17 protein-coding genes are annotated in these 19,961 nt (G+C 60.8%); 8 read left to right on the top strand and 9 right to left on the bottom strand.

What is annotated here, in order from left to right; all coding sequences use genetic code 11:
* Positions 1-30 precede the first annotated feature (30 nt).
* The 5 genes from purT to ACSQ87_RS06320 all read right to left on the bottom strand — a co-directional run bounded on the left by purT (position 31) and on the right by ACSQ87_RS06320 (position 3,223).
* A complete protein-coding gene (gene purT, locus ACSQ87_RS06340; RefSeq protein WP_223429715.1) occupies positions 31-1,212 on the bottom strand; it encodes a formate-dependent phosphoribosylglycinamide formyltransferase in 1,182 nt (393 codons plus the stop codon).
* Between the two features lie 99 nt (positions 1,213-1,311).
* The gene (locus ACSQ87_RS06335) at positions 1,312-1,779 is read right to left on the bottom strand and encodes a VUT family protein (protein ID WP_223429714.1); all 468 of its coding nucleotides are present in this window, start codon (positions 1,777-1,779) and stop codon (positions 1,312-1,314) included.
* Between the two features lie 39 nt (positions 1,780-1,818).
* Positions 1,819-2,034 carry a DUF1289 domain-containing protein gene (locus tag ACSQ87_RS06330; protein ID WP_223429713.1) on the bottom strand — a complete coding sequence of 72 codons (216 nt, stop codon included), beginning with the start codon at positions 2,032-2,034 and terminating at the stop codon, positions 1,819-1,821.
* A complete protein-coding gene (locus ACSQ87_RS06325; RefSeq protein ID WP_095132309.1) occupies positions 2,031-2,555 on the bottom strand; it encodes a gamma carbonic anhydrase family protein in 525 nt (174 codons plus the stop codon). The genes ACSQ87_RS06330 and ACSQ87_RS06325 overlap by 4 nt, the downstream gene beginning before the upstream one ends.
* Positions 2,556-2,623: 68 nt before the next feature.
* Positions 2,624-3,223: a CoA pyrophosphatase gene (locus tag ACSQ87_RS06320; RefSeq protein ID WP_056743377.1), complete on the bottom strand. Its 600-nt coding sequence runs from the start codon at positions 3,221-3,223 to the stop codon at positions 2,624-2,626.
* 146 nt (positions 3,224-3,369) lie between these two features.
* Here ACSQ87_RS06320 and ACSQ87_RS06315 point away from each other — a divergent pair, with 146 nt between their 5' ends.
* The 7 genes from ACSQ87_RS06315 to nagE all read left to right on the top strand — a co-directional run bounded on the left by ACSQ87_RS06315 (position 3,370) and on the right by nagE (position 12,232).
* Complete coding sequence (locus ACSQ87_RS06315) at positions 3,370-3,921, top strand: NUDIX hydrolase (protein WP_436273555.1); 552 nt, start codon at positions 3,370-3,372, stop codon at positions 3,919-3,921.
* Between the two features lie 64 nt (positions 3,922-3,985).
* Positions 3,986-4,489 carry a L,D-transpeptidase family protein gene (locus ACSQ87_RS06310; protein ID WP_223429711.1) on the top strand — a complete coding sequence of 168 codons (504 nt, stop codon included), beginning with the start codon at positions 3,986-3,988 and terminating at the stop codon, positions 4,487-4,489.
* A gap of 450 nt (positions 4,490-4,939) precedes the next feature.
* Positions 4,940-5,671, top strand: coding sequence for a GntR family transcriptional regulator (locus ACSQ87_RS06305; protein WP_436273554.1), 732 nt, complete (start codon positions 4,940-4,942; stop codon positions 5,669-5,671).
* A 33-nt stretch (positions 5,672-5,704) separates the two neighbouring features.
* Positions 5,705-6,811 (top strand): N-acetylglucosamine-6-phosphate deacetylase, encoded by a 1,107-nt coding sequence (gene nagA, locus ACSQ87_RS06300; RefSeq protein WP_436273553.1) that lies wholly within the window; start codon positions 5,705-5,707, stop codon positions 6,809-6,811.
* Positions 6,792-7,814 (top strand): SIS domain-containing protein, encoded by a 1,023-nt coding sequence (locus tag ACSQ87_RS06295; RefSeq protein WP_436273552.1) that lies wholly within the window; start codon positions 6,792-6,794, stop codon positions 7,812-7,814. Before nagA ends, ACSQ87_RS06295 begins: the two co-directional genes overlap by 20 nt.
* 144 nt (positions 7,815-7,958) lie before the next feature.
* Positions 7,959-10,475 carry a phosphoenolpyruvate--protein phosphotransferase gene (ptsP, locus tag ACSQ87_RS06290; RefSeq protein ID WP_436273551.1) on the top strand — a complete coding sequence of 839 codons (2,517 nt, stop codon included), beginning with the start codon at positions 7,959-7,961 and terminating at the stop codon, positions 10,473-10,475.
* Between the two features lie 41 nt (positions 10,476-10,516).
* Positions 10,517-12,232: an N-acetylglucosamine-specific PTS transporter subunit IIBC gene (gene nagE / locus ACSQ87_RS06285; RefSeq protein ID WP_436273550.1), complete on the top strand. Its 1,716-nt coding sequence runs from the start codon at positions 10,517-10,519 to the stop codon at positions 12,230-12,232.
* A gap of 103 nt (positions 12,233-12,335) precedes the next feature.
* Here nagE and ACSQ87_RS06280 read toward each other — a convergent pair whose 3' ends face one another.
* Both ACSQ87_RS06280 and purL read right to left on the bottom strand, forming a co-directional pair.
* Positions 12,336-12,647: an NGG1p interacting factor NIF3 gene (locus tag ACSQ87_RS06280; RefSeq protein ID WP_436273549.1), complete on the bottom strand. Its 312-nt coding sequence runs from the start codon at positions 12,645-12,647 to the stop codon at positions 12,336-12,338.
* A 20-nt stretch (positions 12,648-12,667) separates the two neighbouring features.
* Positions 12,668-16,564, bottom strand: coding sequence for a phosphoribosylformylglycinamidine synthase (gene purL / locus ACSQ87_RS06275; RefSeq protein WP_436273548.1), 3,897 nt, complete (start codon positions 16,562-16,564; stop codon positions 12,668-12,670).
* A 274-nt stretch (positions 16,565-16,838) separates the two neighbouring features.
* On the opposite strand from purL, the gene mltF reads away from it, so the two are divergent.
* Positions 16,839-18,299 carry a membrane-bound lytic murein transglycosylase MltF gene (gene mltF, locus ACSQ87_RS06270; protein ID WP_436273547.1) on the top strand — a complete coding sequence of 487 codons (1,461 nt, stop codon included), beginning with the start codon at positions 16,839-16,841 and terminating at the stop codon, positions 18,297-18,299.
* Between the two features lie 31 nt (positions 18,300-18,330).
* On the opposite strand, the gene pdxJ is transcribed toward mltF, so the two are convergent.
* Complete coding sequence (gene pdxJ / locus ACSQ87_RS06265) at positions 18,331-19,074, bottom strand: pyridoxine 5'-phosphate synthase (RefSeq protein WP_150654752.1); 744 nt, start codon at positions 19,072-19,074, stop codon at positions 18,331-18,333.
* Between the two features lie 49 nt (positions 19,075-19,123).
* Positions 19,124-19,807, bottom strand: coding sequence for a DNA repair protein RecO (gene recO / locus ACSQ87_RS06260; protein ID WP_140677777.1), 684 nt, complete (start codon positions 19,805-19,807; stop codon positions 19,124-19,126).
* Positions 19,808-19,961: the final 154 nt, after the last annotated feature.

The raw sequence follows: 19,961 nt of genomic DNA, 5'->3' as shown, positions 1-19,961 counted from the left end.
GCGGGCTTGCTCGCGAATGGCGCGACTCGGTTACAGCTCTACAACAACAGCCTGGGAAGCGCGGGTCGCTTTAGCGCGAGCAGCGTCAATCGACTCATCACGCGCCAACGCCACACCCATCCGACGCTGACCATTGACCTCAGGCTTGCCGAACAGACGCAATGCCGTATCCGGCTCGCTCAACGCAGCACCAAGATTGGCGAAAGCCGTCTGAGTCGACTGCCCTTCCACCAGAATCACCGCCGAAGCCGATGGACCGAACTGACGGATCAATGGAATCGGCAGGCCCAGAATCGCCCGTGCGTGCAGCGCGAACTGCGACAGGTCCTGGGAAATCAACGTCACCAGACCGGTGTCATGTGGACGCGGCGAGACTTCGCTGAACCAGACTTGATCGCCTTTGATGAACAGCTCAACACCAAACAGACCTCGGCCACCCAAGGCTTCAGTGACGGCTTTGGCAACGCGCTCGGATTCGGCCAGGGCAATCGGGCTCATGGCTTGTGGCTGCCAGGATTCCTGATAGTCGCCCTTCTCCTGACGGTGGCCGACTGGCGCGCAGAACGTAGTGCCACCAACGTGACGCACGGTCAACAGGGTGATTTCGTAGTCGAAGTCGATAAAGCCTTCGATGATCACGCGGCCTTTACCGGCACGGCCGCCTTCTTGAGCGTAATCCCAGGCTTTCTGCACGTCATCGATGCTACGCAGCAGGCTCTGGCCTTTACCCGAGGAACTCATCACGGGCTTGACCACGCACGGGAAGCCCAGGTCCTGAACGGCCTTGCTGTAATCCTCGAAGGAGTCGGCGAAGTGGTACGGCGAGGTCGGCAGGTCCAGCTCTTCAGCGGCCAGGCGACGGATGCCTTCACGGTTCATGGTCAACTGCGCGGCGCGAGCAGTCGGGATCACGGTGAAGCCTTCGGCTTCCAGTTCCACGAGGGTCGCGGTGGCAATGGCTTCGATTTCCGGCACGATGAAATGCGGCTTTTCGGCTTCGATTACCGCACGCAGGGCAGCGCCGTCGAGCATGTTGATCACATGGCTGCGATGGGCAACCTGCATGGCAGGCGCATTGGCGTAGCGGTCCACGGCAATCACTTCAACACCCAGCCGTTGCAGCTCGATCACCACTTCCTTGCCCAACTCGCCACAGCCACACAGCAATACGCGGGTCGCGGTTGGCGACAATGGAGTTCCGATACGGGTCATCTCAGGTCCTCAAGAAGCGGATCATCGAGGGTCGCTGCGCCTGGCACGCGCCCCATGGGGAGAAAGCGCGGCATTTTACATGAACCTGCGGGTTTGGCTTCAGCTGACGACGGCCTGTTTGCGTATGCGCCAGGCCATGAGCAACCATACGGCCGTCACGCCGGCGAACTTCGAGCCCATGGCGGTGAGGATCACGCCTGGAGTGAACGCATCGATCATGCCGAAGAAAATGAAGGTATCGAGAGGAATGCTCAGGGCCGAACTTATCCACAAGCGGTCGTGCAAGGGACGCTTGGTGATGCTGAACACCAGCCAATCGATGCATTCGGACACCGCGAACGCCGTAGCGCTGGCCAGCGCGATGGAGGGATCGGACGTCACGTAGGACAACACCAGCGCTGCCAGCATCGCCACGATCGCGCCATGGCCGAAACGGATTTGCACCATGTCGCGCAAAACGAACACCAAACCACCCCAGGCCGACCAGATGATGTCCAGGTGCGGAGCGGTGGAAAAGGCATAGTTGATCAGCACGACGCTGCTGATGTAAGCGATCAGGAAGAGCATGGGGCGGCGGGATACCTGTCAATTTGGCGCACAGGGTACCTACAGGTCTGGTGTTTTGCCTAGCATCCAGAGAATGCCACTCGATTTGGCCCGCTCATGACACAACCCCAACACCTTGCGGCGCTCTTCGTTGTCCATCCGGCTCCAGCGCGTGATCTCTTCCACCGTGCGCTGACACCCGGTGCAAATGTCATCGTCGTCCAACGCGCAAATGTTCACGCAGGGCGATAGCACCGGCCGTTCAGTGGCGCTCATTCTTCCTGCTCAACCAGATCGCGGGCATAGCGCTGCGAGTTATGCACATAGTGACGGGCGCTGGCCTCCAGCATTTTTTTCTGCGGCTCGGTCAGCTCGCGCACCACTTTGCCGGGGGAGCCCATGACCAGCGAACCGTCTGGAATCTCCTTGCCCTCCCCGATCAGTGAGTTGGCGCCGATGATGCAGTTCTTGCCGATTTTCGCGCCGTTGAGGATCACCGCATTAATCCCGATCAAGCTGTAATCGCCCACCGTGCAGCCATGAAGCATGGCGTTATGGCCGATAGTCACGCCGGTGCCGATCGTCAGCGGGTAACCCATGTCGGTGTGCATCACCGTGCCGTCCTGGACGTTGCTGTTCTTGCCGATCAGGATCAGTTCGTTGTCGCCACGCAGCACAGCGTTGAACCAGACGTTGGCGCCCTCCTCCAGTTTGACCTTACCCACCAGCACGGCATTGGGTGCGACCCAGCTCTGCGGATGGGTTTCGACGCGGGCGTCGCCCAGGCGATATTTCATCTTATTGTCCTCAAGGCCAGGCTGGCTCACTTGCAAAAAGCGGGGTTCACGCCATACGGGCGATGGCTTTAGGTGTTGATAAACGTCTTGGGTGGCTGGTGCAGGCTGATTTTGGCGTCATAGAGCAGGTTGATCAACTCGACGATCATAATCGCCGTCAGGCCCCAGATTTTGTACTCGCCATAACGATAGCTCGGCACGTACCAACTGCGACCCTGGTAATCGATGCGATGGGTGTGTTCGCGTGGGTCCTTGCGGAAGAACTCCAGCGGTACGCTGAAGACTGCGGCAATCTCGGCATCGTTGGCCCGGTACTCGACAAAGTCCGGAATCACACCGACATAGGGTGTGACCTTGATGCCGTGCAGGGAGATCAACGGGCTCAGCGGGCCGATCACTTCGACCAGCCCCGGCGGCAGGCCGATTTCTTCTTCGGCTTCGCGCAGGGCAGTGAAAATAAGATCCGGGTCTTCAGGGTCGCGTCGCCCGCCGGGAAAGGCGACTTCGCCGCCATGGGTCGAGAGCCCGCTGGCGCGCAGGGTCAGAACCAGTTCCGGTTCGTCACTGCGAGTGATGGGCACCAGTACCGCGGCTTCAGGGAAACGCTTGTCGGTTTCCAGTGTGCGAGGGGTGTGGTTGCTTACTCGATGCAGTAGCTCGTCCAGCATGAGTCTTCTCGATTTGTTCTCTATCTCGCATCATGCACCAATCGAACCGACCGCCCAACCCCATAACCACTGCATGTCGCTAAACGACAACTTGCCGACAGACACCGCCGCACGCCAAGATAGGCGCAGCATTCAGGAACCCAAGCATGAAATTTTGCAGTCAGTGCGGCAACCCGGTGACCCAGCGTATTCCAGAGGGCGATTCGCGCCTGCGTTTTGTCTGTGACAGCTGTCACGCGATTCACTACCAGAACCCCAATATCGTCGCCGGTTGCGTGGCGACCTGGGGCTCCAGGGTCTTGTTGTGCCGACGCGCCATCGAGCCTCGGCTCGGTTATTGGACCCTGCCCGCCGGCTTCATGGAAAACGGTGAAACCATCGAGCAGGCGGCCATTCGCGAGACGGCCGAAGAAGCCTGCGCGCGGGTGCGTAACCTGAGCATCTATACGTTGATCGACGTGCCGCACATCAGCCAGGTGCATGTGTTCTTCCGCGCCGAGCTGGCGGACCTGGACTTTTGCGCCGGTCCCGAGAGCCTTGAAGTGGCGCTTTTCGACGAAGCCGACATCCCGTGGTCCGAGTTGGCTTTCCGCACAGTGGGCCGTACCTTAGAATGCTTCTTTGCTGACCGGCGGATCGAGGTCTACCCCGTGCGGTCCGAGTCGATCCCGCCGCTTGCGCAGCCTGCCAACACATAAAGCTCCTGGCTCTAAAATCACCTATAACTTAATAGTCGCGACACCTCTTAGGGATATCGTTTCAATGCGCTGGTTGCTTGCCCTGTTTTGCTTGTCGTTCGTCGCTGTCTCCCAGGCTTCCGTTGCGGAAACGCTGGACGGCAAAGTCATCGAAAAAGTTCTGGTGCTCAAGTCCGCCCACCAATTGCAATTGATCAATGACGGCAAGCCGTTCAAGACCTATCGCATCTCCTTGGGCAAACGCCCCATCGGCCCGAAACTCATGGAAGGCGACAAACGCACGCCTGAAGGTTTCTATTGGCTGGACTGGCGCAAGGTCAGCGATAAATTCAATCTGGCGATGCACATCTCCTACCCGAACATCAGTGACTCTGCGCGCTCCCGACGTGAAGGCGTCGAACCCGGCAGCATGATCATGATCCACGGCACCCCGGACACTGAAGAAAACCCCGAAGACCTGTTCCACACGCTGGACTGGACCGACGGCTGCATTGCCATGCGCAACATGGACATGCGCGAGGTTTGGGGTTTGGTGCCGGACGGCACGATGATCGAAATCCGCCCGTAATCCTGTGGCGAGGGAGCTTGCTCCCGCTGGGCTGCGAAGCAGCCCTGAAATCAGCGAATGCGGTGTCAGATCATTTTTGGGGCCGCTTCGCGACCCAGCGGGAGCAGGCTCCCTCGCCACAAAAACACCGAGTAGCTTCTGATCTCCCTCTTCCGAGCGCTACCTTTGGTCGTTCATCAAAAAATAAATTCAAAAGATCGCAGCCTTCGGCAGCGCCTACCGGGTAGATACCACTCCCATCGGTAGGAGCTGCCGCAGGCTGCGATCTTTGCTTTCAAAGTCCCCATCTCTAATACCACTTCAAACCAGCGACCCTAGTACCCATCAATCAGGGCAGGCTTTCCCGCGCCAACAGCAAAGTGGTCTCATTGACATGGTATTTAAGTGGTATTAGGTTTCACCCCACCACCGGGCGACAACACTCCAATATCCGCATCGGAACAAACCTACATGAATGACCTCCAGGCCCTACGTCCTGACGACACCCAGCCGACGCCGTTGTACTTGCAACTGGCGCGCAATCTGGAAGCGGCGATCCATGCCGGCCAGTGGAAAGCCGAACAGGCCATGCCGTCGGAGCGCAATCTCAGCGAAATGCTGGGCATCTCCCGGGTCACTGCACGCAAAGCGCTGGAAGTGCTGTTCGAGCAAGGCCTGATCCGCCGCAACCAAGGTTCCGGCACCTTTATCACCCCGCGCCTGGAACAACCGCTGTCGCGCCTCTCGGGTTTCAGCGAGATGTTGCGGCTGAAGGGCTTCGTCCCCGGCTCGCAATGGCTGGAGCGTGAAATCACTCCACCAACCCACGAAGAACTGATCCGCCTGGGCCTCTCGCCGAACGACAAGGTCGCGCGGCTCAAACGCCTGCGTAAAGCCGACGACACGGTGATGGCGATCGAGATGAGCACCCTGCCCGCCTCGATCACTCCCAAGCCACAAGCGGTGGGCGACTCCCTGTACGAATACCTCGACGGCATCGGCAAGCCGATCGTCCGTGCCCTGCAGCACATTCAGGCGATCAACGCCTCGGACGAATTCGCCGCCCTGGTGGGCATCGCCCCCGGCACCGCCATGCTGCTGATGACCCGGGTCGGGTACCTGGAAGACAACACGCCGATCGAAGTCACCGACACCTATTGCCGCAACGACTACTACGACTTTGTCGCAGAGCTTCGTCGATAACCTGCTTCGCCGCTAAAGAACCGAGAACCGATCATGTCCGAAGACAACATCCTCACCGCCCGCGGCTGGGTTCGCGGCCGGCTGATTCACGAACACGGCAAGGTCGTGTCGATCGAAGGCCAACCGTGCGATCCGGCCGACAACGACCTGCCTTACCTGCTGCCGGGTTTCATCGACCTGCACGTTCACGGTGGCGGCGGCAAAGACATCATGGAAGGTGCGCCAGCCTTCGAGACCATCACTAGAACCCACGTGCGTTTCGGCACCACGTCGCTGCTGGCGACCACCATGACTGCGCCGAACGAAGAGATTTCGCGAGTACTCAAGGACGTCGGCGAGTTCTGCGAGCAGCGCCCGAAAGGCAGCGCCCGAGTCCTCGGCGTGCACCTCGAGGGCCCGTACATCAACCCCGGCAAACTCGGTGCTCAACCGAATTTCGCCCACACCGCGTTGATGGCCGAAGTCGAAGAATATCTGGCACTGGCGCCGATCCGGGTGATCACCATCGCCCCGGAAATCGCCGGCCACGACGCCTTGATCCGTGACCTCAGCGCCCGCGGCGTGCGCATGCAAATCGGCCACACGCTCGGCAGTTACGAGGAAGGCGTTGCCGCGCTGAACGCCGGCGCCAGCAGCTTCACTCACCTCTACAACGCCATGAGCCCGCTGCATCACCGCGAGCCGGGCATCGTCGGCGCAGCTCTGGCTCACGCCAAATACGCCGAACTGATTCCCGACTTGCTGCACGTGCACCCCGGCGCCATCCGTGTGGCCCTGCGCTCGATCCCGTGCCTGTATTGCGTCACCGATTCCACCGCCGCCGCTGGTATGCCCGACGGTGAATACAAGCTCGGCAGCCACACGGTGACCAAATGTCTGGGCGGTGTGCGCTTGTCCGACGGCACGCTGGCCGGCAGCACGCTGACCATGGATCAGGCCCTGCGCAATCTGGTGAAGATCGGTTTGCCGATCGCCGAAGCCTCGCAACGTCTTTCGCAATTCCCCGCCGACTACCTCGGCCTCAACGAACGCGGGCGCCTGCAACCCGGCAGCTGGGCCGACTGCGTGCGGCTCGATCGCTCACTCACACTGACCGCCGTCATGGTCGAAGGAGAAGACATTGACTTCAAAAATGCTTGAAGAGGCGCTGTCCTCATTTGAGGCCGTGCAAGCCCAATTGCAGCAACTCGACCCGCAGATGATCGAGATCGCCGGGCGCCTGCGCCGTCAGCCACCGCAAGTGGTGATGACCGTCGCTCGCGGCAGCTCCGACCATGCCGCCAGTTACTTCGCCTACCTGACCATGCAGCAATTGGGCTTCCCGGTGGCGTCGCTGCCGATGTCGGTGGTGACCATGCTGCAAGCGCCGTTGAAGGTCAGCGGCCAAGTGGCGTTCGCCTTCTCGCAGTCCGGGCAAAGTCCCGATCTGGTGAACAGCATGCGTCTGCTGCGCAAGCGTGGCGCCCTGAGCGTCTCGATGGTCAACGCCGAGAGTTCGCCGCTGGAGGCCGCGTGTGAGTTCAGCCTGCCGCTGTGTGCCGGCACCGAAAACAGCGTCGCCGCGACCAAGAGTTTTATCGCCACCCTCAGCGCCAGTGCCCGTCTGATCGCCCACTGGAAAGAGGATGTGCAATTGCTGGAGGCCGGTCTCGCACTGCCGGAAGGTTTGCGCGAGGCGGCGAAACAGGACTGGAGCCTGGCCATCGATGCCTTGCGCGATTGCCAACGCCTGATGGTAATTGGCCGTGGTGCCGGTTTCGCCATCGCCCAGGAAGCTGCGTTGAAATTCAAGGAAACCTCGGCGATCCAGGCTGAAGCGTTCAGCAGCGCCGAGGTCCGTCACGGCCCGATGGCGTTGATCGATGAAAATTATCCACTGCTGATCTTCGCCCCGCGCGGTGCCGAGCAGGCGGGTTTGCTGAGCCTCGCCGCCGACATGCGCCAACGCGGTGCCCGCGTATTGCTGGCCGCACCGGATGATGTTGCCGAACGCGACCTCACCCTGACCCGCGCCGAGCACCCGGCCCTCGACCCGATTCTGGCAATCCAGAGTTTCTACGTCATGGCCGCCGGTTTGGCCGTCGCCCGAGGCATGGACCCGGACCAGCCGCGGCACTTGAGCAAAGTGACCCGCACGCACTGAGTGGAGAACCCTGTAGCAGCTGTCGAGTGAAACGAGGCTGCGATCTTTTGATCCTGCGTTGAAAAGATCGCAGCCTCGTTTCACTCGACAGCTGCTACAGGGCGGGTTGATCCGAACCGTAGTTTTTACTGATGAGACCGAGCCATGCACAACAATAATAAAGAGCTGACCCTCAGCGCCCCGCTCAGCGGCCCGGTGCTCACGCTCGCCAAAGTCCCGGACCCGGTGTTCGCCAGCGGCGCCATGGGCGACGGGATCGCCATCGATCCGCTGAACGACACCCTCCACGCCCCATGCGCCGGCATCGTGGTGCACGTCGCGCGCACCGGCCACGCCGTCACCTTGCGTGCCGACAACGGCGCCGAATTGCTGCTGCACCTGGGCCTCGACACGGTCGAGTTGCAGGGCGAAGGCTTCTCGATGCTCGTCAAGGAAGGTGCGCGGGTCAGCAACGGCCAACCGTTGTTGCGCTATGACCTGGACAAGGTCGCGCAACAGTGCAAAAGCCTGGTCAGCCTGATGATCCTGACCAACAGCCAGGACTTTCAGGCGCGGCCAATCACGTTGAAGTCGGTGAAAGTTGGCGAGCCATTGCTGCACATCATTCGTCGACACGCACCTGGAGCGCAGGCTGAAGCGGAGCTCTCCGGGGAAGAAATTGTCGGCCACATTCGCATCGCCCATCGTGGCGGGCTGCATGCTCGTCCGGCAGCACTGATTCGTCAGACGGCGCAAGGTTTCAAGAGCAAATCGCAGCTGCATTTCGCTGGCAAATCGGCGACCTGCGACAGCTTGATCGGACTGATGGGTTTGGCCGTTGGCGAACAGGACGAGGTTCAGGTCAGCTGCCAGGGCCCGGACGCCGAAGCCGCGCTGCAAGCGTTGCTGATCGCGTTATCCACAGCGCTGGCCGAAGACAGCCACGCCGCCGCGCCGACACCGATTGCCCGACACACTCGAGCTGCCGAAGCGGGCGTGCTGCACGGTGTTTGTGCCGCGCCCGGTTTGGTTGGCGGGCCGTTGTTCCGCTTGAGCGCAATCAGCCTGCCGGTGGACGCCGGCAACCATGATCCCGAGCAACAACTGCAAACCCTCGACACCGCGCTGACCGTTGTGCGCAGCGAAATCGACCACACGCTGGCCCAAGCCAGGAAACATAAAAACACCGACGAAGAAGCGATCTTCGCCGCGCACCTCGCCCTGCTCGAAGACCCGGCGCTGCTGAACGCTGCGAACACTTCCATCGACCAAGGCATGGCCGCGACCCTCGCATGGAGCCAATCGATCGACGTGCAGTGCGAGGTGCTCCAGCAACTCGGCAGCCCGTTGTTGGCCGAACGCGCCAACGATCTGCGCGACCTCAAACAACGCGTGCTGCGCGCCCTGCTCGGCGAAACCTGGCACTACGACGTGCCGGCCGGCGCCATCGTCGCCGCGCATGAATTGACGCCGTCCGATCTGCTGCAACTCAGCCAGCAAGGTGTTGCCGGGTTGTGCATGGCCGAGGGCGGCGCAACCTCCCACGTTGCAATTCTCGCTCGCGGAAAAGGTTTGCCGTGCATGGTCGCGCTAGGTTCTACACTGCTGGATCAGCAGCAAGGCCAAGCGGTTGTGCTGGATGCCGATGGCGGTCGCCTCGAACTGATGCCAAATGCCGAACGTTTGGCCGAAGTGCATCAGGCACAACTCGATCATCAACAGCGTCGCGCCGAACAACAGGCTCAGGCTCACACACCGGCGCTGACGCTCGACGGTTTGCAGATTGAAGTCGCCGCCAATGTGGCCTCCAGCGCTGAAGCGGCCGAGGCGTTGGGCAATGGTGCAGACGGCGTCGGCTTGCTGCGTACCGAGTTTCTCTTCGTCGACCGCAACACCGCGCCGGACGAGGAGGAACAGCGCGCCGCCTATCAAGCCGTGCTCGACGCCATGGGCGACAAGTCGGTGATCATCCGCACCATCGACGTTGGCGGCGACAAGCAACTCGACTACTTGCCGCTGCCGGTTGAGGCCAATCCGGTGCTCGGCCTGCGCGGTATTCGCCTGGCTCAGGTCCGTCCGGAATTGCTGGATCAGCAACTGCGCGCCTTGCTGCATGTCAGCCCGCTGTCGCGCTGCCGGATCCTGTTGCCGATGGTCACCGAAGTCGATGAGTTGCTGCACATCCGCCAGCGTCTCGACGCGTTGTGCACTGAACTCGGTGTGATTGAGCGCCCTGAGCTGGGCGTGATGATCGAAGTCCCCGCCGCCGCCCTGCTGGCCGAGCAGCTTGCAGAGCATGCGGACTTCCTGTCCATCGGCACCAACGACTTGTCGCAATACACCCTGGCCATGGACCGCGACCACGCCGGCCTCGCTTCGCGAGTCGATGCCATGCACCCGGCGCTGCTGCGGTTGATCGCTCATACCTGCGCCGGCGCTGCGGTGCACAACCGTTGGGTCGGTGTTTGCGGCGCGCTCGCCTCCGATCCGCTGGCCACGCCGGTTTTGATTGGCCTGGGCGTCAGCGAGTTGTCGGTCAGCCCGGTGCAGATCGGTGAAATCAAGGACCGCGTCCGTCACCTGGACGCGAGCGAATGCCGACGCCTCAGCCAGGACCTGCTCAAGTTGAGCAGCGCCGCTGCAGTGCGTCACGCCTGTCACCAGCAATGGCCTCTGAACTGAGCTCACAACAACAAAAAAACAAAAATCCAGGGAGTTCCGCCATGTACCAATACTTCATCGAAGGCCTGCAACGCCTCGGCCGCGCGCTGATGCTGCCGATCGCGATCCTGCCGATCGCCGGCCTGTTGCTGCGCCTGGGCGACACCGACCTGCTGAACATCGCGATCATTCACGACGCCGGCCAAGTCATCTTCGCCAACCTGGCAATGATCTTCGCCATCGGCATCGCGGTCGGTTTCGCCAAGGACAACAACGGCACCGCAGGCCTCGCCGGCGTCATTGGCTACCTGGTGATGATCTCCACCCTCAAGGTGCTCGACGCGAGCATCAACATGGGCATGCTCGCCGGGATCGTCAGCGGCCTGATGGCCGGCGCGCTGTACAACCGTTTCAAGGACATCAAGCTCCCGGAGTACCTGGCGTTCTTTGGCGGCCGGCGCTTCGTGCCGATTGTCACCGGGTTCGCCGCCGTCGGCCTGGGCGTGATCTTTGGCTTGATCTGGCCGCCCATCCAACACGGCATCAACAGCTTCGGTGTGTTGATGCTGGAAAGCGGCAGCATCGGGGCCTTCATTTTCGGCGTGCTCAACCGCCTACTGATCGTCACCGGTCTGCACCACATCATCAACAACATGGCGTGGTTCGTCTTCGGCAACTTCACCGACCCGACCACGGGCGCCCTCGTGACCGGCGATATCTCGCGCTACTTTGCCGGCGACCCCAAGGGCGGCCAATTCACCACCGGCATGTTCCCGATGATGCTCTTCGGCCTGCCCGCCGCGTGCCTGGCGATGTACCGCAATGCCCTGCCGGAACGCCGAAAAGTCATGGGCGGGATCTTCCTGTCGATGGCGCTCACCTCGTTCCTCACCGGCGTCACCGAACCCGTCGAATTCGCCTTCATGTTCCTCGCACCGCTGCTCTTTTTACTGCACGCACTGCTGACGGGTTTGTCGATGGCCGTCACCAACCTGTTGAACATCCATCTCGGCTTTACCTTCTCCGGTGGCTTTATCGACATGATCCTCGGCTGGGGTAAATCCACCAATGGCTGGCTGGTCGTGCCGGTGGGGTTGGCATATGCGGTGATCTACTACGTGGTGTTTGATTTCTGCATTCGCCGCTTCAACCTCAAGACGCCGGGGCGTGAAGACATTCCTGCGGGCGACAAAGTCGTCGTGGCCGACAACGAACGGGCCGGTGCTTACATCAAGGCGCTGGGTGGTGCGCAGAATTTGATCACGGTGGGTGCGTGCACCACTCGGTTGCGGTTGGACATGGTGGATCGCAACAAGGCGAACGATGCGGAGTTGAAAGCACTGGGGGCGATGGCGGTTGTGCGTCCGGGCAAGGGTGGGAGTTTGCAGGTCGTGGTCGGGCCGATGGCAGACAGCATTGCCGATGAGATTCGCTTGGCGATGCCTGCTTTGGGGCGCGCGATCATTTCCTCCCCCGCTGCGGTGATCGATACGCCGAAACCTGCTGCGGTGGCGAATTCAGAAGCACAGCAATGGCTGAAGGCATTGGGTGGCGGCGAGAACGTATTGCAGATGGATTGCATCGCCATGACCCGGATCCGGTTGCAACTGGCGGATGGCAAGGCGTTGTCGGAATGTGATTTGAAGGCGCTGGGTTGCCAGGGTGTCAGTCAGTTGGACGGTGGGATTTGGCATCTGCTGATTGGCGACAAGGCATCGAGTTTGAATGATGCGCTGGATGCGTTGGTGAATCGCAGCGAGGTGAGTGCCAAGGTTTAACCCACGCCCTCTGTAGGGGTGTGTGCATTCATTGATTGTTCAGGCAACAAAAAACCCGCTGAACGCAAATTCAGCGGGTTTTTCATTTCAGCGGCCCGGAAGACTAGAAATCTTCCAACCGCCACACCTCATAAGCCGGCGTCTCATAGGGATGGCTCTGCTTCAAAGCCACCACCACAGAACGAATCAACTCATCCGCCACGACAAGCTCAACCTTCCATTCCTCAACCTGCTCGACCTGCCCCGCTTCCCCAATGAATGGCTGACTGCCATCCAACGGGCGAAACTGGCCAAGGCCGAGCACTTGCCAGGCGCAATGGTCGTACGTGCCGATCCGTCCGCCACCGGCGGCGAATACGGCACTTTTGACCTGTTCCACATGACTGGCCGGAACAAAAAAGGAAAGCTTGTACATAGCCTTCAGTTAACCCGCTCTTAGTTAACCCAAACCCGCGCGTTACGGAACATACGCATCCAAGGTGCGTCTTCGTTCCAGTCTTCCGAACGCCACGAGTTCTGCACCGCGCGGAACACACGCTCCGGGTGCGGCATCATGATCGTTACGCGACCGTCGCGGCTGGTCAAACCGGTGATCCCGCGCGGCGAGCCGTTCGGGTTGGCCGGGTAGCTTTCGGTGACCTTGCCGTGGTTGTCGACAAAACGCATCGCCACACAACCCGACAGATCAGCTTCCAGCAACGCTTCTTCGCTGGCGAACTCGGCATGACCTTCACCGTGAGCAATAGCGATCGGCATACGCGAACCGGCCATGCCTTGCAGGAAGATCGAGTTCGATTCCTGAACCTGAACCATCGCCACGCGTGCTTCGAACTGCTCGGAACGGTTGCGCACGAAGTGCGGCCAGAACTCGCTACCCGGGATCAGCTCGTGCAGGTTGGACATCATCTGGCAACCGTTGCACACGCCTAGGGTGAAGCTGTCGTTACGTTCGAAGAAGCCCTGGAACGCGTCGCGAGCACGGCTGTTGAACAGCGCGGACTTGGCCCAGCCTTCGCCGGCACCCAGTACGTCGCCGTAGGAGAAACCACCGCACGCCACCAGACCTTTGAACTCGTTCAGGTCGACACGGCCGGCCAGAATGTCGCTCATGTGCACGTCGATCGCGTTGAAACCGGCGCGGTCGAACGCGGCCGCCATTTCCACCTGACCGTTGACGCCCTGCTCACGCAGCACGGCAACCTGTGGGCGGATGCCTTTCTTGATATAAGGCGCTGCGACGTCCTGGTTGACGTCGTAGCTCAGCTTGACGCTCAGGCCCGGGTTGTCTTCTTCCAGCAGCACGTCGAACTCTTGTTCGGCGCAGTCGGCGTTATCACGCAGACGCTGGATCTGGTAGCTGGTTTCAGCCCACTGACGTTGCAGCAGACGACGCTGACCTTCGAACACGGTTTCGCCGTTGAAGGTAATGCTGATCTGGCCGTTGTTCATCGGCTGACCGATCACCGACACGCAGTCACCCAAACCGGCAGCGCTGAACTGCGCGAGGATGTCTGGAGTAGCGTCCTGGCGAACCTGGATCACGGCGCCCAGTTCTTCGTTGAACAGGATTGCAGCGATGTCGGCAGAGGTTTCTGCCAGACCGTCGAGGTTCAGGCTCAGACCGCAATGACCGGCGAAGGCCATTTCCACGGTGCTGGTCAGCAGACCACCGTCGGAACGGTCGTGGTAAGCCAGCAGGTGACCGTCGGCGTTGAGGCCCTGGATCACGGCGAAGAAGGCTTTGAGGTCTTCGGCGTCGTCGACGTCCGGTGCTTGCGAGCCGAGCTTGCCGTGAACCTGGGCCAGGATCGAGGCACCCATGCGGTTTTGGCCGCGGCCCAGATCGATCAGGATCAGGTCGGTGGTGCCCTTGTCCATGCGCAGTTCCGGCGTCAGGGTCTGACGGATGTCAGCCACAGGCGCAAAACCGGTCACGATCAGGGACATCGGCGAGGTGACGGTCTTGTCAACGCCTTCGTCGTTCCAGCGCGTGGCCATGGACATGGAGTCCTTGCCCACCGGAATGGTAATACCCAGATCAGGGCACAGTTCCATGCCGACTGCTTTCACGGTGTCGTACAGACGCGCGTCTTCGCCTGGGTGACCGGCAGCGGACATCCAGTTGGCCGACAGTTTGATGTCGGAGATCTTGTTGATGCGCGAAGCCGCGATGTTGGTCAGGGTTTCGCCGATGGCCATGCGGCCCGACGCCGGAGCGTCCAGCAGAGCCAGCGGAGTACGCTCGCCCATGGCCATGGCTTCACCGGTGTAAACGTCGAAGCTGGTGGCGGTGACGGCAACGTCGGCTACCGGAACCTGCCACGGGCCGACCATCTGATCACGGGCCACGAGGCCGGTGATGGTGCGGTCGCCGATGGTGATCAGGAAGCTTTTGCTCGCAACGGCCGGGTGATGCAGAACGCGCTCGACGCAGTCTGCGATCTCCAGGGTCGACGGATCGAAATCGTCGCCCATTTCGTTTTCGCGAACGGCCGAACGGTGCATGCGCGGGGCTTTACCCAGCAGCACTTCCAGTGGCATGTCCACCGGGCTGTTGCCGAAGTGACTGTCGGTGACCGTCAGTTGCGGCTCGGCAGTGGCTTCGCCGACGACGGCAAACGGGCAACGCTCGCGCTCGCAGATCGCCTGGAAGCGTTCGAAGTCAGCCGGGCCGACCGCCAGAACGTAGCGTTCCTGGGATTCGTTACTCCAGATTTCGTGCGGGGCCATGCCCGGCTCGTCGTTTGGAATGTTGCGCAGTTCGAAGCGACCGCCACGGTTGCCATCGTTGACCAGTTCCGGGAAGGCGTTGGACAGACCGCCCGCGCCGACGTCGTGGATGAAGCTGATCGGGTTTTTATCACCCAACTGCCAGCAACGGTCGATGACTTCCTGGCAGCGACGCTCCATTTCCGGGTTTTCGCGCTGTACGGAAGCGAAGTCCAGGTCTGCCGAGCTGGTGCCGGTAGCCATGGAGGAAGCGGCGCCGCCACCCAGGCCGATCAACATGGCTGGACCGCCGAGGACGATCAGCTTGGAGCCAACGGTGATCTCGCCTTTCTGCACGTGTTCGGCACGGATGTTACCCATACCGCCGGCCAGCATGATCGGCTTGTGGTAACCGCGAACTTCGTCGCCACGCGGGGTGGTGATCGACTGTTCGAAAGTACGGAAGTAACCGGTCAGGGCCGGACGACCGAATTCGTTGTTGAACGCGGCACCACCCAGTGGGCCTTCGATCATGATGTCCAGCGCGGTGACAATGCGCTCAGGCTTGCCGTACGGCACTTCCCACGGCTGTTCGAAGCCCGGGATTTGCAGGTTGGACACGGTGAAACCGGTCAGACCAGCCTTTGGCTTGGCGCCGCGACCGGTGGCGCCTTCGTCGCGAATCTCGCCACCGCTACCGGTGGACGCGCCCGGGAACGGGGCAATCGCGGTCGGGTGGTTGTGAGTTTCGACTTTCATCAGGATGTGCACCGGTTCCTGCACCGCGCCGTACTGACGGGTTTCAGGGTCCGGGAAGAAACGACCGGCGACGTTGCCGACGATCACCGAAGCGTTGTCCTTATAAGCCGACAGAACGCCTTCGCTGTGCATCACGTAGGTGTTCTTGATCATGCCGAACAGGCTTTTTTCCTGGCTCTGACCGTCGATGTCCCAACTGGCGTTGAAGATCTTGTGACGGCAGTGCTCGGAGTTCGCCTGGGCGAACATCATCAGTTCGATGTCGTGCGGGTTGCGCTTCAGGCCGACGAAGGCGTTGACCAGGTAGTCGATTTCGTCTTCGGCCAGGGCCAGGCCCAGCTCGGTGTTGGCTTTTTCCAGCGCGGCGCGGCCGCCACCCAGCACGTCGATCGCGGTCAGCGGTTTCGGCTCGGCGTGGCTGAACAGGCCGGCGGCTTGTTCAAGGTTGGCCAGAACGATCTGCGTCATGCGGTCGTGCAAGGTGTCGGAAATCAACTGTGCTTCGGCGTCGCTGAACTGGCCGGCAACGTAGAAGGCGATGCCGCGTTCAAGACGCTGGATTTTCGTCAGGCCGCAGTTGCGAGCGATGTCGCTGGCTTTACTGGACCATGGCGAGATGGTGCCGAACCGCGGCAACACCAGGAACAGACGACCGGTCGGCTCTTGTACCGGAACACTTGGGCCGTACTTCAGAAGGCGCGCGAGCACCTGCTGTTCGTCGCCGGTCAGGACGCCGGTAACTTCGGCGAAGTGAGCGAATTCAGCATACAAGCCGCTGACAGCCGGGACCTTCTGGCTCAGTTGCTCAAGGAGTTTGCTGTGGCGAAAGGCAGAAAGGGCAGGAGCGCCGCGCAGGATCAACATCTTCGGGACAGCCTCGGGAAGGGGTGTGCTTTGAGGCCGTGCATTCTAGCCTAAACAGGCCGCGACATCACCCGAAACGGTACGGGCGGCTGCACCCGGGCGTCGGGCCGGGTGTTCGGACCTCAAACAGGCGCGCGCCGAGCGTTATTTTTTCTGTCACAAAATGCTGCTCGGGCCCATTCCTGCGGGCTCCGGAGCGGTTTTCAGTTGCCTAGCAGACAAGCCCTTCGCTGTCGAGATATGGCGCTCGTGGTCCTTTGCGTATACTGCGCAGATGTTTTCCCCAACGGCTTTGCGTCCGCGGTTCGCCAAATGGCTGATCGCAACCGGACTCTTCCTGGTGCTCAGTGGCTGTGTTGATAAACCCAACACGCTGGAGCGCGTAAAGGAGGATGGCGTGCTGCGGGTGGTTACCCGTAACAGCCCCGCCACCTACTTTCAGGATCGCAACGGTGAAACCGGCTTCGAATACGAGCTGGTGAAGCGCTTCGCCGACGATCTGGGGGTGGAACTCAAAATCGAAACCGCCGACAACCTCGACGACCTGTTTAACCAGGTGGGCAAGCCCAACGGCCCGGTGATCGCTGCTGCCGGCCTGGTCAGCAGCGAAGCACGTAAAAAGCAGGTGCGGTTTTCCCACTCCTATCTCGAAGTCACCCCACAGATCATCTATCGCAACGGCCAATCCCGGCCGACCGACGCGAAGGATCTGGTGGGCAAGAAGATCATGGTGCTCAAGGGCAGCACCCACGCCGAGCAGTTGGCGGAGCTGAAAAAGAAATTTCCCGGCATTGAATACGAAGAGTCCGACGCGGTTGAAGTCGTCGACTTGCTGCGAATGGTCGATGAAGATCAGATTGACCTGACCCTGGTCGATTCAAACGAAGTCGCGATGAACCAGGTCTACTTCCCCAACGTACGGGTAGCCTTCGACCTCGGTGACGCCAGCAACCAGAGCTGGGCGGTGGCCGCCGGCGACGACAACAGCTTGCTCAACGAGATCAACACCTACCTCGACAAGGTGAAGAAAAACGGCACCCTGCAACGCCTGAAAGACCGCTATTACGGGCACGTCGATGTGCTCGGCTACATGGGCGCCTATACCTTCGCCCAGCACCTGCAGCAACGGCTGCCCAAGTACGAGAAGCATTTCAAGGCTTATGCCAAGGAAGAGAAAGTCGACTGGCGCCTGCTGGCAGCGGTCGGTTATCAGGAATCCCTGTGGCAACCGGCCGTCACGTCGAAGACTGGCGTGCGCGGCCTGATGATGCTGACCCAGAACACCGCGCAGGCCATGGGTGTGTCCAACCGACTGGACCCCAAACAAAGCATCATGGGTGGCGCCAAGTACCTGGCCTACATGAAGGAACAGCTGGATGAGTCGATCCAGGAGCCGGATCGCACATGGTTTGCGCTGGCGGCCTACAACGTTGGCAGCGGTCACCTGGATGATGCGCGCAAACTGGCGGCCAAGGAAGGACTGAACCCGGACAAGTGGCTGGACGTGAAAAAGATCCTGCCGCGCCTGTCCGAGAAGAAGTGGTTCAGCAAAACCCGTTACGGCTATGCCCGTGGCGGCGAACCCGTTCACTTCGTGGCGAACATCCGCCGCTATTACGACATCCTGACGTGGGTGACGCAGCCGCAACTTGAAGGCAATCAGGTCGCCGAAGGCAACCTGCATGTGCCGGGGGTCGACAAGACCAAGCCGAATCAGGAAACCCCTCAACTTTAACAGCCACCACATTTTGGTTTTGTGTTTGGCTTTAGGCTTTTGCGGCGGCCAGGATCAGTGCTTTCATCTCCGACACCGCCGACTTGAACCCGACGAACAACGCATGAGCCACCAGCGCATGACCGATGTTCAGTTCGTTGATGCCCTTGATCGCCGCGACGGCTTCAACGTTGTGATAGTGCAGGCCGTGGCCAGCGTTGACGATCAAACCTTGAGCCAGACCAAACGCCACGCCATCCGCCACACGCTTGAGCTCTTCAGCCACATCGGTCGGCGTCTCGGCATCGGCATAACGACCGGTATGCAACTCAATAGCCGGCGCACCAACACGACGGGACGCTTCGATCTGCCGCTCGTCAGCGTCGATGAACAGCGACACTTCACAGCCGATTTTCGCCAGGCGATCCACCGCCGCCTTGATCCGTGCTTCTTGCCCCGCCACGTCCAGACCACCTTCGGTCGTCAGCTCCTGACGGGTTTCCGGCACCAGGCAAATGTGCGCCGGACGAATGCGTTCGGCGAACGCCATCATCTCTTCGGTGACGCCCATTTCGAAGTTCATGCGGGTTTGCAGCACATCCTTGAGTAGCAACACGTCGCGCTCCTGGATGTGCCGACGGTCTTCGCGCAGGTGCACGGTAATGCCGTCAGCGCCCGCCTCTTCCGCGTCCAGTGCTGCCTTGACCGGATCCGGATAGCGCGTGCCCCGGGCCTGACGCAGGGTGGCAACGTGGTCGATGTTCACGCCAAGAAGAATGCGATTGCTGGTGGTCACGGAAGCGCTCCTGAAAATGGAAAAGTTCGGCGCACAGCATACGGGGTGATCAGGGCTTGCGAAACAACTCGCGACTCACCAAGGGACGACCGCCCAGATGAACGGCCAGTGCCTGGCGCATCAAGCGCTTGGCTGCCGAGAGTGCGCCAGGGGCAGACCAATCTGCATCGGCCATCGCCAGCAGCTCGGTGCCATTGAACAGACCGGGTTGCAGCAGGTAGACCCGCTCGAGCCCCGCATCCACTTGCAGACGGTAGAGACCGTCCGGCGCGATGGGATCGCCATGGATATCGGTGGTCAGAGCGAAGCCGTAACCCAAGTCATCCAGCAGCCGCCATTCGAAGGATCGCAACAAAGGCTCCAGCGGACGACCTTCGGCAAGTGCGAGCAAGGTCGCGGCGTAGTGATCGAAGACGGCGGGATGGGGATCTTCGGAGGGCAGCAGACGGATCAATAACTCGTTGAGGTAGAGACCGCTGAACAGCGCTTCACCGTTGAGCCAGGTTGAAACACCGGCGCTTTCCATGCGACCGACATTCTTCAGCTCACCACGCCCACGGAACTCGACTTCCAGCGGCACGAACGGCCGTGCCAATGTCCCGGCCTTGCCCCGAGCACTGCGCAACACCGCTCGCAGCCGACCTTGCGGCGTGAGGAAATCCACCAGCGCGCTGTTTTCGCGGTAGGCGCGACTGTGGAGCACGAAGGCGGGTTGGCCGATGGGCTGGGACATAAAGCTCTCGATGAAGGATTGCAGTTTTTCAGACAACCCAAAACCAATGTGGGAGCGGGCTTGCTCGCGAAGGCGGTGTGACAGTCAACATCAATGCTGAATGTTACATCCTCTTCGCGAGCAAGCCCGCTCCCACAGTGGATCTATGTGCTGC

It is taken from the genome of Pseudomonas sp. LjRoot277, assembly GCF_964253845.1.
Taxonomy (GTDB): Bacteria; Pseudomonadota; Gammaproteobacteria; order Pseudomonadales; family Pseudomonadaceae; genus Aquipseudomonas.
This window is presented reverse-complemented; position numbering and strand designations above follow the sequence as displayed.